7 protein-coding genes are annotated in these 12,185 nt (G+C 71.2%); 4 read left to right on the top strand and 3 right to left on the bottom strand.

The genetic code is table 11. The annotated features are described in order from the left end of the window. Positions 1-323: 323 nt before the first annotated feature. Positions 324-2,228, bottom strand: a complete 1,905-nt coding sequence (typA, locus tag ACZ55A_RS35410; protein WP_468848989.1) for a translational GTPase TypA — start codon at positions 2,226-2,228, stop codon at positions 324-326. A gap of 198 nt (positions 2,229-2,426) precedes the next feature. Beyond that, complete coding sequence (locus tag ACZ55A_RS35415; RefSeq protein ID WP_468848990.1) at positions 2,427-4,814, bottom strand: ABC transporter family substrate-binding protein; 2,388 nt, start codon at positions 4,812-4,814, stop codon at positions 2,427-2,429. 414 nt (positions 4,815-5,228) lie between these two features. Between ACZ55A_RS35415 and ACZ55A_RS35420 the strand changes: the two genes are divergently transcribed. The 4 genes from ACZ55A_RS35420 (at position 5,229) to ACZ55A_RS35435 (ending at position 9,294) form a co-directional block, all read left to right on the top strand. Next, positions 5,229-5,528 carry a hypothetical protein gene (locus ACZ55A_RS35420; RefSeq protein WP_468848991.1) on the top strand — a complete coding sequence of 100 codons (300 nt, stop codon included), beginning with the start codon at positions 5,229-5,231 and terminating at the stop codon, positions 5,526-5,528. 139 nt (positions 5,529-5,667) lie between these two features. Continuing rightward, a complete protein-coding gene (locus ACZ55A_RS35425; protein WP_468848992.1) occupies positions 5,668-6,495 on the top strand; it encodes a hypothetical protein in 828 nt (275 codons plus the stop codon). Between the two features lie 34 nt (positions 6,496-6,529). Next, positions 6,530-8,479, top strand: coding sequence for a fumarate reductase/succinate dehydrogenase flavoprotein subunit (locus tag ACZ55A_RS35430; RefSeq protein ID WP_468848994.1), 1,950 nt, complete (start codon positions 6,530-6,532; stop codon positions 8,477-8,479). After that, positions 8,476-9,294: a succinate dehydrogenase/fumarate reductase iron-sulfur subunit gene (locus ACZ55A_RS35435; RefSeq protein ID WP_468848996.1), complete on the top strand. Its 819-nt coding sequence runs from the start codon at positions 8,476-8,478 to the stop codon at positions 9,292-9,294. Before ACZ55A_RS35430 ends, ACZ55A_RS35435 begins: the two co-directional genes overlap by 4 nt. 89 nt (positions 9,295-9,383) lie before the next feature. Here the strand turns inward: ACZ55A_RS35435 and ACZ55A_RS35440 are convergent, their stop codons facing one another. Beyond that, positions 9,384-12,056, bottom strand: a complete 2,673-nt coding sequence (locus tag ACZ55A_RS35440; RefSeq protein ID WP_468849072.1) for a SpoIIE family protein phosphatase — start codon at positions 12,054-12,056, stop codon at positions 9,384-9,386. Positions 12,057-12,185 lie beyond the last annotated feature (129 nt).

Below are 12,185 nucleotides of genomic sequence, written 5' to 3' on the forward strand. Positions count from 1 at the left end.
TGCGGCGGGCCAGGTGGTTGTCGGGTGCGGTGACGGACCTCCGGGGCCTGGTGTGTGGACTGCTTCGCTTTACGTCCACACACCAGGCCCCTCCGGCCCGTCCCCTCCCGTTGGGGGAAAGGAAAAGGCCGGTGGGGGTGCACGTAACCAGCTACGTGCACCCCCACCGGCCTTGATCACCCACCTACGGGAGGGGCCGCGCCGCAGGACGAAGTCCGGAGGAGCGGCACCGCACCCGACAACCCACGCCCGCCGCCAGGCGCAACGGCGAGACGAGGCACGGCGGGAAAGCCAACAACGTGGGGGTCAAGCCAAGCGCAGCGTCACCGCTTGGCGCGAGAAGCCGTCCGCCCCCGCTCCTTCTGGTCCAGGACGACCTTGCGGATGCGCACGGACTCCGGAGTGACCTCGACGCACTCGTCGTCGCGGCAGAACTCCAGGGACTGCTCCAGGGAGAGCTTGCGGGGCGGGACGATCGCCTCGAACGAGTCGGCCGAGGAGGAGCGCATGTTGGTGAGCTTCTTCTCCTTGGTGATGTTCACGTCCATGTCGTCCGCGCGCGAGTTCTCGCCGACGATCATGCCCTCGTACACCTCGGTGCCCGGCTCGGTGAAGAGCACACCGCGCTCCTGGAGGTTGGTCATCGCGAAGGCGGTGACCGCACCGGCGCGGTCGGCGACCAGCGAACCGTTGTTACGGGTCTTCAGCTCGCCGAACCACGGCTCGTGGCCCTCGTGGATGGAGTGCGCGATACCCGTGCCGCGGGTGTTGGTCAGGAACTCCGTGCGGAAGCCGATCAGACCGCGGGAGGGCACGACGAACTCCATGCGGACCCAGCCGGAGCCGTGGTTGGACATGTTGTCCATCCGGCCCTTGCGGGTGCCCATGAGCTGGGTGACGGCGCCCATGTGCTCCTCGGGCACGTCGATGGTCATGCGCTCGACGGGCTCGTAGGTCTTGCCGTCGACCTGCTTGGTGACGACCTGCGGCTTGCCGATGGTCATCTCGAAGCCCTCGCGGCGCATCTGCTCGACGAGGATGGCCAGCGCCAGCTCACCGCGGCCCTGCACCTCCCAGGCGTCGGGGCGCTCGGTGTCCAGGACGCGGAGGCTGACGTTACCGATCAGCTCGCGCTCCAGACGGTCCTTGACCTGGCGGGCGGTGACCTTGCGGTCCTTGACCGCGGACTTGGCGTCGGCGCCCTTGCCGGTGCCGCCGCGGCCGACCAGCGGGGAGGTGTTGGTGCCGATGGTCATCGAGATCGCCGGCTCGTCGACGGTGATCAGCGGCAGCGCGACCGGGTTCTCGGGGTCGGCCAGGGTCTCGCCGATCATGATGTCGGGGATACCGGCGACGGCGCAGATGTCGCCCGGGCCGGCCACCTCGGCGGGCTTGCGGGTGAGGGCCTCGGTCATCATCAGCTCGGTGATGCGGACGTTGGCCATGCTGCCGTCACGCTTGATCCAGGCGACGGTCTGGCCCTTGCGCAGCTCGCCCTGCTCGACGCGGAGCAGCGCGATACGGCCGAGGAAGTTGTCCGCGTCGAGGTTGGTGACGTGAGCCTGGAGGGGGGCCTCCGCGTCGAACTCGGGCGCCGGGGCGTGCTCCAGCAGCGTGGTGAAGAACGGCTCCAGGTTGGTGCTGTCGGCCGGGACGGTGCCGTCCTCCGGCTTGGTCAGCGAGGCGACGCCGTCACGGGCGCAGGCGTAGACGATCGGGAACTCGATCTGGTCCTCGTCCGCGTCCAGGTCCAGGAAGAGGTCGTAGGTCTCGTTGACGACCTCGTCGATCCGGGAGTCGGGGCGGTCGGTCTTGTTGATGCACAGGATGACCGGCATACGGGCCGCGAGGGCCTTGCGCAGCACGAAGCGGGTCTGCGGGAGCGGGCCCTCGGAGGCGTCGACCAGCAGGACGACCGCGTCGACCATCGACAGACCGCGCTCGACCTCGCCGCCGAAGTCGGCGTGGCCGGGGGTGTCGATGATGTTGATCGTGATGGGCTCCCCGCCGTCCTTGGGGTGGTACTTCACCGCCGTGTTCTTGGCGAGGATCGTGATGCCCTTCTCACGCTCCAGGTCGTTGGAGTCCATCATCCGGTCGTCGAGCTTTTCGGCGGCGTGCTCGGCGAACGCTCCGGCCTGCTTGAGCATGGCGTCGACGAGGGTCGTCTTGCCGTGGTCGACGTGGGCGACGATGGCTACATTACGAATGTCGTGGCGCGTGGGCACTAGCGGTGCTTCTCCCGGAATCGTGGATGGCGGCGCGTACGGTCCGGTACGCGCGCCCGCCGGGCAGAAGAAGCCACGGCCTCACCCCATGGTACGGGGCCGGGGCGACAAAGGCCGCCCCAGCCCGTACGTAGCACCGCTGACCTGCACTTTCTTACCGATTGTTGGCTTTGGCCAGACCTCTGCGTCGAGTGAGGGTCACTTCTTGTACCCGATGTCCTGGAAGCGGGGCGTGGAGAAGCCGAAGGCACCCACATTGGCGAGCGACTTCTTGGTCGCCACCAGCTCGGGCCGCTGGTAGAGCGGGATCGAGCCGGCGGCCGCCCAGATCCGGGCGTCGGTCTGCGCCACGAGCGAGCGCGCGGCGTCCTCGTCCAGCTCGGAGGCGGCCTGGTCGAAGAGCTGGTCGATGTGGTCGCTGCCGACCCGGGTGTAGTTCTGCTCGACGGTCAGCGAGCCGTCGGGCGCGGGCTGCGGCTTGGCGTAGATCGGGCGGGCGTCGGTCGCCGGGTAGGCGGTGCCGGGCCAGGAGTACAGCGCCAGGTCGTAGTCGCCGGCGGCGATGTGGTCCTGGAAGTAGCTGGCGTCGGAGACCCGCTGGACGGCGGTCTGCACGCCGATCTTGGAGAGCATCGCGGCGATCTTGCGGCCCACGGTGCGCAGCTGCTCGGAGGCCGCGCCGTCGGGGAGCACGAAGCGGAGGGTCAGCGGCTTGCCGTTCTTCTTGACGGCGGCTGCCCTGGCTCCCGTTTCACCGGCCGGCTGCCCCGCGCGCAGCGGCGCCGCCAGGTGCCGGGCGCCCGGGTGGCCGCCGGATCCGGGCAGGTCCGGGGCCTGTCCGGTCTCGATCCGCTCGGCGGCGCTCAACGCCTGTGCCGCCCGCTTCTTGTACTGCTTGTACTTGGCGTACGCCGCGGACTCCTTGTCCCCGTCCGCCTCCTCCTTCCGGTCCGCGGCCGCCTCCTTGTAGAACGCGGCGCTCTGCCGCAGCAGGGCGGACTGCTGTACCTCGGAGCCGACCGCGCCGGTGAAGGAGAGCGGGGCCTCGGCGGCGGCCGGGCGGGCGCCCTCTCCGTGGTGGGCCCTGGCGGGCACGCCGGCGTGGCCGGGGATCGGGCGTCCGGGGTTGCGGCCGTCGTACTCGCCGTCGGCGCCCGCGTCGTAGCCGTCGCCGGTGAACCCGTCGCCGAAGCCGTCGCCGCCCTCCTCGCCGTCCCGGTCCTCGTCGCCGTAGTCGCCGTAGTCGCCGTCGCGCCAGGCTCCGGGGGCCGGTGCGCCCGCCTTCTCGCCGGCCTGCTGACGGCTCGCACCGTCGGGCTTCCAGCCGGCGTCGGCGAGCAGCCCCTTGGCCGCCTCGGTGTCCTGCTCGCCGAGCGCGTCGCTGTGGTCCTCGTAGCCGCGCTGCCCGGCCATCAGCAGATGGCTGCCGAGCGGGCTGGACGGCAGGTCGAGCGGTTTGAGGACGGTGTCGGCCAGCGCCTGCCGGTCGATGGCGCGGGCCACCGCGCGGCGCACCCGGTCGTCGGCCAGCGGGCCGCTGCTGCCGTTGAGGGCGAGCTGGGTGTAGGCGGGCTCCAGGGCCTTGCGGATGGCGTAGCCGCGCAGCGCGGATCTCTGCGCGGCGGCGGCCCGGGCGCCGGAGCGGCCGGCGGCCTCATCGCCCTGGGGGCCCGCGTTGCCGGTGCCGGGCTTGTGGGCCGGGCCGAGGGCGGAGGCGACCCGCTTCGCGGCGGCCGGGTCGACCGCGGCGACATCGACGGACCCGTTGGCCAGCGCCGCGGCCCGCTTGTCCCCGGGCAGCGACTCCAGCACGATCTTCTTGAGCTTGGCGGGCGCGCCCCACCACTTCGGGTTCCGTACGAGGACCACCCGGCCCTCCTCGGTGTCCCGCTTCTGGACGCGGAACGGGCCCGCGCCGACCTTGAGCTGCTCGCGCGCACCGTCGTTGAAGGCGTTGGCGTTGCCCATCACGCTCTTGGGGTAGAGCGGTGTGAACAGGGACTGCCAGTCGGCGTAGGGCCGGGCGAAGGTGACCTTGACCTCGTGGGCGTTGGCGCCCTGCGTGACCTTGCCGATCCGGTCGTAGCCGGCGTTACGGGCGGTCCAGAACGCGTTGTCCTTGCCGCGCAGCGCGGTCCACTGGGCGATGAAGTCCGCCGCGGTGATCGCGGTGCCGTCGCTCCACCGCGCCTTGGGGTTGATCTTGTAGGTGACGACCTGCTTGGGGTCGCGGGCGCTGATGTCCGCCGCGTCGAGGTAGTCGGCGTTGCGCTGCGGTGCGCCGTTGGCGTCGACGGTGAACATGCTGGGCAGTACCGCGCCGGTGATCCGGGTGGTGGTCGCGTCGGCGTCGGCCTGGAAGGCGTTGAGGGTGCCGGGCAGCGCATCGATCGCCCAGCGCAGGGTGCCGCCGCTCCTGATCTCGCTGCGGGGGGCCGGGGCGATGTCCTGGGACGCCGTGGCGGACGTCTCCTGACTGTCGCTGCATCCGGCCAGGGCCGGCACCGGGAGCAGCACGCCCGCCGTGACCAGCGCGGCGATGCGGCGTCTGCGGGCCGCGCGGGCGGGGTTGTCGTGGTCGGTCATGACTCTTACCTCCGGGGCTCGCCCGCGTCGCGCCGCTTGGCCGGTCCCTCTCCGGCACACCACGTTCGGCCGACTTTGCGGCTCATCACATCTATTGGCCCCTACTGAAGGCGACCGGTCCGCGCCCGGCCGCCCGACACGGCGGAAGCCGGGCGAAGGCCACCCGCCCGGCGCAACACGGAGCGCGTCGTAAGCCGTCGTGAGCGGTCGAGAGCGGCCGCGCGGGGTGGCCCGCGGACCGCACATCAGCCCCGGTCCGTACCGGCGTTCGACCCCCGCCGCGGCGCATGGTTGCCGAAACGCACCGGTTCGAGTCGTAATCGCGTTGGACCCCTTCCCAACGCCTACTGTGACGCGCGACACTCTCGGGCGCATGAGATCGCCCACCACACCTTCAAAAGTGAGGGCACGCGTATGTCCCTTCAGGACGAACTGACGGCGGTTGAACGCAGCCTGGACGACCTGGTCCGGTCGGTGGGGCGACTGGAGACCCGGCTCGGCGCCGGCCTGGACATCCGCCGGGTGCGCAGCGATACGGACCATCTGCGCCAGAGCCTGGCCCTGCTGAAGCAGACCGCGGCGGCCGGCCCCGCGGCACGCCAGGGCGCCGCCGCCGACGAGCTGGTGCCGATCCCCGACGCCCCCTACGACGCCACGCTGTGGGCCGACGCCGAGGACGAGGGCCTCGGCTCCCGCAACGGACATGCCCCCTAGGGGAAAGCCCCTGGTGGAGGCCCCTTAGGGGGTGCCCTCGCCCCACTCAGACCCCTACCCCGTTGCCGCCCCGGCGGAAGCATTTGACGGAAGCGTCACGGAAGCATTCCGGCCGGAGCGCCCTTCACGGAGACCGACGTTGGCCACTGGCACCGAACCCTCATCACACACGGGCGCGAGCGGTGTGCACACCGCCTCGCGCGCCGCCATCCCCGCCCGCCATCTGCGCACCGACCGCTGGTGGCTGGCGCCGGCCGCGACCGCCGCCGGGCTGCTCGCCTTCATCGTCTACTCGACCTGGCGGGCGTTCGCGAACGCCGACTACTACGCCGCGCCTTATGTCTCGCCGTTCTACTCGCCGTGCCTGGCGGAGAACTGCCACACCATGCGCGGCGGGCCCAACTGGGAGATTTTCGGCAGCTGGTGGGGCCTGTCCCCCGCCCTGCTGATCCTGATCTTCCCGCTGGGCTTCCGGCTGACCTGCTACTACTACCGCAAGGCCTACTACCGCGGCTTCTGGGCCTCACCGCCGGCCTGCGCGGTCGCCGAACCGCACAAGAAGTACACCGGTGAGACCCGCTTCCCGCTGATCCTTCAGAACATCCACCGCTACTTCTTCTACTTCGCGTTGCTGGTCGCCGGCGTGCTGACCTACGACACCGCACTCACCTTCCGCGACGAGCACTACGCCTGGGGGCACATGGGCCTGGGCTCCCTGGTGTTCCTCGTCAACATCGTGCTGATCTGGGCGTACACCCTCTCGTGTCATTCCTGCCGGCACATCGTCGGCGGCCGGCTGCGGCACTTCTCCAAGCACCCGGTGCGCTACCGGCTGTGGGGCTGGATCGGCAAGCTCAACGAGCGGCACATGCTGCTCGCGTGGACCTCCCTGATCAGCGTGGCGCTGGCGGACTTCTATGTCTTCCTGCTGGCCAGCGGGGCCTTCGAGGACCCCCGCTTCTTCTGACGACAGCTACTACTGAGGAAAGGTGTGCCCTCCGATGGCGCATGTGGACCGGCAGGCATGGGACGTGGTCGTGGTGGGCGCGGGCGGCGCCGGTCTGCGCGCCGCCATCGAGGCCCGCGAGGCCGGCATGCGAACGGCCGTGATCTGCAAGTCCCTGTTCGGCAAGGCCCATACCGTGATGGCCGAGGGCGGTATCGCGGCCAGCATGGGCAACGCCAATGAGCACGACAACTGGCAGGTCCACTTCCGCGACACCATGCGCGGCGGAAAGTTTCTCAACCACTGGCGGATGGCCGAACTGCACGCCCGCGAGGCGCCCGACCGGGTCTGGGAGCTGGAGACCTGGGGCGCGCTCTTCGACCGTACGCCCGACGGCCGGATCTCCCAGCGCAACTTCGGCGGCCACGAGTACCCGCGTCTGGCGCACGTCGGCGACCGTACGGGCCTGGAGCTGATCCGCACCCTCCAGCAGAAGATCGTCTCGCTCCAGCAGGAGGACGAGCGGGAGCTCGGCGCGTACGACGCCCGGCTGAAGGTCTTCCAGGAGTGCACCGTCACCCGCGTGCTCAAGACGGATAACCGGGTCTCCGGCGCGTTCTGTTACGAGCGGGAGTCCGGCCGCTTCTTCGTGCTGGAGGCCCCCGCGGTGGTGCTGGCCACCGGCGGTATCGGCAAGTCCTTCAAGGTGACGTCGAACTCCTGGGAGTACACCGGCGACGGGCATGCGCTGGCGCTGCTCGCCGGTGCGCCGCTGATCAACATGGAGTTCGTGCAGTTCCACCCCACCGGCATGGTCTGGCCGCCGTCGGTCAAGGGCATCCTGGTCACCGAGTCGGTACGCGGCGACGGCGGGGTGCTGCGCAACAGCGACGGCAAGCGCTTCATGTTCGACTACATCCCGGACGTCTTCAAGGAGAAGTACGCCGAGACCGAGGACGAGGGCGACCGCTGGTACGACGACCCCGACCACAACCGCCGCCCGCCCGAACTGCTGCCCCGTGACGAGGTCGCCCGCGCCATCAACGCCGAGGTGAAGGCGGGCCGCGGCTCCCCGCACGGCGGGGTCTACCTGGACGTCTCCACCCGGATGCCGGCCGAGGTGATCAAACGCCGGCTGCCGTCGATGCACCACCAGTTCAAGGAGCTGGCGGATGTCGACATCACCGCCGAGCCGATGGAGGTAGGCCCGACCTGTCACTACGTGATGGGCGGGGTGGAGGTGGACCCGGACAGCGCGGCGGCGACCGGCGTACCGGGGCTGTTCGCGGCCGGTGAGGTGGCCGGCGGGATGCACGGCTCCAACCGGCTGGGCGGCAACTCCCTCTCCGACCTGCTGGTCTTCGGCCGCCGGGCGGGACTGCACGCGGCCGAGTACACGGCGTCGCTGACCGAACGCCCCCAGGTCGACCCGGTGCAGATCGACGCCGCGGAGGCGGAGGCGCTGCGCCCCTTCAGCGCCGAGCTGGTCGAAGGGGCGGACGGCGGCGGGCGCGAGCCGGGCCCGGCGGAGAACCCGTACACCCTGCACCAGGAGCTCCAGCAGGCGATGAACGACCTGGTCGGCATCATCCGGCGGGAGAGCGAGATGTACGAGGCGCTCAAACGCCTGGCCGAGCTGCGGGTACGGGCCCGGCGGGCCGGCGTGGAGGGGCACCGGCAGTACAACCCGGGCTGGCACCTGGCGATCGATCTGCGGAACATGCTGCTGGTCAGCGAGTGTGTGGCGCGGGCGGCGCTGGAACGCGAGGAGAGCCGCGGCGGGCACACCCGCGACGATCATCCGGCGATGGACCGCGGCTGGCGGAACGTCAATCTGGTCTGCCGGATGGCCGACCCGCAGGGCGACTCCAGGGCCGCCGACCCGGCGCTGGGCCAGATCCGGCTCTCCCGCCGCGAAACCCCGCCGATCCGCCGCGATCTGCTGGAACTGTTCGAGAAGGACGAGCTGGCGAAGTATCTGACCGACGAGGAGCTGAGCCGGTGAGCGAGCCGCAGAGCGCACAGCAGACGACCGGGCCGGCCGGGCAGTCCGGTGCCTACCAGGCGCACTTCCGGGTGTGGCGGGGCGATGCGGACGCCGGGAGCCTTACGGACTTCACGGTCGAGGTGCACGAGGGCGAGGTGGTGCTCGACATCATCCACCGCCTCCAGGCCACCCAGGCGCCGGATCTCGCGGTGCGCTGGAACTGCAAGGCGGGCAAGTGCGGTTCGTGCAGCGCGGAGATCAACGGGCGGCCGCGGCTGATGTGCATGACCCGGATGTCGGTGTTCGACCGTACGGAGACGATCACGGTCACCCCGATGCGGGCGTTCCCGGTCGTCCGTGACCTGGTCACCGATGTGTCCTTCAACTACGCCAAGGCGCGGGAGATCCCCTCGTTCGTGCCGCCCGCCGAGCTGGCGCCCGGTGAGTACCGGATGCGGCAGGAGGACGTCGGCCGGTCGCAGGAGTTCCGTAAGTGCATCGAGTGCTTCCTGTGCCAGGACACCTGCCATGTGGTGCGCGACCACGAGGAGAACAAGGCCGCCTTCGCCGGTCCGCGCTTCCTGATGCGGATCGCCGAGCTCGATATGCATCCGCTGGACGCGGCGGAGGAGTCGGGTGTCGACCGCAAGACCACCGCGCAGGACGATCACGGGCTGGGCTACTGCAACATCACCAAGTGCTGTACGGAGGTCTGCCCCGAGCACATCAAGATCACCGACAATGCGCTGATCCCGCTGAAGGAACGCGCCGCGGACCGTAAGTACGACCCGCTGGTGTGGCTGGGGAACAAGATCCGGCGGCGCGGCGAATGAGCCGGTGACGGCGCCGGCCCGGGCTTCCGGTCCGGGCCGCTGAACGGTCCGCGGGACGCGGGGCACCGGCCCCGCGTCCCGCGCCGCGTTCAGAACAGGCTCAGCAGCGCCTCCGTCGGGTCGGCCACCGGCGCATCCCCGTCCGGGAGGGCGAGTTCGAACCAGACCGTCTTGCCGCGCGGTGTGCGGCGGCTGCCCCAGCCCTCGCTGAGCAGGCCGACCAGTTGCAGTCCGCGGCCGCCCTCGTCGGTGTCGCGGGCGCGGCGGCGGCGCGGCTGGGCGAGATCGGCGTCCCAGACCTCGCAGACCAGTGTGCGGTCCAGCAGCAGCCGCAGCCGGATCTCGCCGTGGCCGTGCCGGAGCGCATTGGTCACCAGCTCACTGACCAGCAGCTCCGTGGTGTCCACCAGCCCCTGGAGGCCCCAGTCCGTGAGCTGGTCGCGGGCCAGTTCCCGGGCCCTGGCCACCGAGCGGGCCTCCGGCGCCAGGCTCCAGTCCCCCACCGCGTCCTTGGGCAGCCCGTGCACCCGCGCCATCAGCAGTGCGATGTCGTCCTCGCCGTGCGAGGTGTCCAGCGCGCTCAGCACATGGTCGCAGGCGTCCTCCAGCGGGCGGTCGGCGCCCGAGAGGGCCGACCGGAACGCCTCCAGCCCCTCGTCGAGGGGGTGGTGGCGGGACTCCACCAGGCCGTCGGTGTAGAGCGCGAGCAGCGCTCCGTCCGGCAGTTCGACCTCGATCTCCTCGAAGGGCTCACCGCCGACGCCCAGCGGCATCCCCGGCGGTACGTCGAGCAGCAGGGCGTCCTCGCCCTCCTCGACCAGCACCGGCGGCAGATGGCCGGCGTTGGCGAAGGTGGCGCGCCGGGTGACCGGGTCGTAGACGGCGTAGACGCAGGTGGCGAGGTAGACCTCGGAGAGGTCGGCGGTACGGGCGGAGCGGCCGGACTCCAGCGCGCCGCGGGCGGCTCCGGGCCGGCCGCGGGTGGCCCGTGCGGTGGACCGGCCCTCGGCGTTGCCGCCGAGGCCGCGGGCGATCTCGTCCAGCGCCGAGAGGACTTCGGCCGGCTCCAGGTCCAGCAGTGCCAAGGTCCGTACGGCGGTGCGCAGTTCGCCCATCGCGACGGCGGCGCGCAGTCCGCGGCCCATCACATCGCCGACGACCAACGCCGTGCGGTGGCCGGGGAGTTCGATGACGTCGAACCAGTCGCCGCCGACCTCGGTGGCGGTGGTGCCGGGCAGATAGCGGCAGGCGATGTCGAGGCCGGCGGCCTCCGGGTCGCCGGGCGGCAGCAGGCTGCGCTGCAATATCAGGGCGCGTTCGTGCTCGCGGCGGTAGAGGCGGGCGTTGTCGATACAGACCGCGGCGCGCGCGGCCAGCTCGACGGCGAGCGCGGTGTCACGCTCGCCGAACGGCTCGCTGCCCTTCGTACGGGAGAACTGCACCAGTCCGACGACGGTGTCCCTGGCGACCATCGGCACGGCGAGGGTGGAGTGCACCACCGCCCCCAGCTCCGGCCCGTCGTCGCTCTCCCGGCCCGGGATGATCTGTGCCTGGGCGGTGCGCAGGGCGCCCGCGCAGGGGGAGTTGAAGGGGTAGCGGTGGACGGCGCCGACCGCGACCGGCGCGTCCTCGGGGGAGCCGCCGGCGGCGCCGGCGAACAGGGCGTCGGAGACGGCGCTGGCGAAGGCGACCCGGCGCAGCTCGGCGCTGCCGTCGCTCATGCCGGGCGGCGCCTCGTCCCCGGACAGCAGCCCCTGGTAGAGGTCCACCGACGCCAGGTCGCAGAACTGCGGTACGGCGACGTCGAGCAGGGTGCGGGCGGTGGTCTCCAGGTCGAGGGAGTTGCCTATCCGGGCGCCGGCCTCGTTGAGCAGGGCGAGGTTGCGGCGGGCGTTGGCCGCCTCGCGCTCGGCGCGGCGGCGGCCGGTGACGTCGGCGGCGAGGGCCGCGACGCCGATGGGGCGGCCGCTGGCGCCGTGCAGCCGGTAGAGCGAGATCGACCAGCGGCGGCGTTCCTCCTCTCCGGGTACCAGGCCGACCAGTTGCATCTCGGTGACCGGCTCGCCGGTGTCCAGGACGCGGCGCAGCGCGGCGGTCATCCGGTCGGCCTCGGAGCGGGGCAGGAAGTCGTGCGGGGTGCGGCCGCGGTACTTGCTCGCCGGGCCGCCGAAGACCGTGGCGAAGCGTTCGTTGACCCGCAGCAGTTTCAGGTCGGTGCCGAACAGAGTGAAACCGATGGGAGATTGACCGAAAACGGCCTGCGAGGCGGCGAGGTCGGTCTCGATGCCGCGCAGCGCCCGGACATCGACGACGATACAGACCGCGGCGCGCTCGCCCTCCTCGTTGCGGGAGGGCATCACATAGATCTCGGCGAGCCCGTCGGCCGGTCCGCCCTCGGCCCTGCGGTAGGGCACCAGGCCGGTCCATTCCCGGCCGTCGAGTATCTCGGACACCTTGCGGTGTCCGGTCTCGCGCAACTCCGTGGGGACGAAGGCGTCCACGGGGTCCTTGCCGAGGGCGTACCGGGCGGGGATGCCGAGCAGCTGCTCGGCGCGCTCGCTCCATTGGTCGATCCGGCCGTCGGGGCCGAGGGAGAAGGAGGCCACGCGGATGTAGTCGTAGATCGATCCGGGCCGGCTGCTCTGCCATACGGGCGGACCGTGCAGGTCACGCACGTGCGGCCGGCCGCCTGGGTCACCGGGGCCGTCCGCACCGCCCTGTCCACCGTCGGCCTGCGCGGGTTCTGCCCCGCCGGATGACATCTCGCTCACGAGCCCCGTCCCCTCCAGCTCATCGTGCCCGGACCGGACCAACCTGAGTATCCAGCACCTCGGCTTTCCGGAACACGGTCTTCACGATCACAGCACAGTCTCGATCGCAGGCCATCGACA

This window comes from Streptomyces sp. NPDC034111, from assembly GCF_055575375.1.

Bases quoted from the DNA above. Each gene is read 5' to 3' on its own strand.
- ACZ55A_RS35430 (WP_468848994.1), top strand. From the start codon at position 6,530: ATGGCGCATGTGGACCGGCAGGCATGGGACGTGGTCGTGGTGGGCGCG.
- ACZ55A_RS35415 (WP_468848990.1), bottom strand. From the start codon at position 4,814: ATGACCGACCACGACAACCCCGCCCGCGCGGCCCGCAGACGCCGCATC.
- ACZ55A_RS35440 (WP_468849072.1), bottom strand. From the start codon at position 12,056: ATGTCATCCGGCGGGGCAGAACCCGCGCAGGCCGACGGTGGACAGGGC.
- ACZ55A_RS35420 (WP_468848991.1), top strand. From the start codon at position 5,229: ATGTCCCTTCAGGACGAACTGACGGCGGTTGAACGCAGCCTGGACGAC.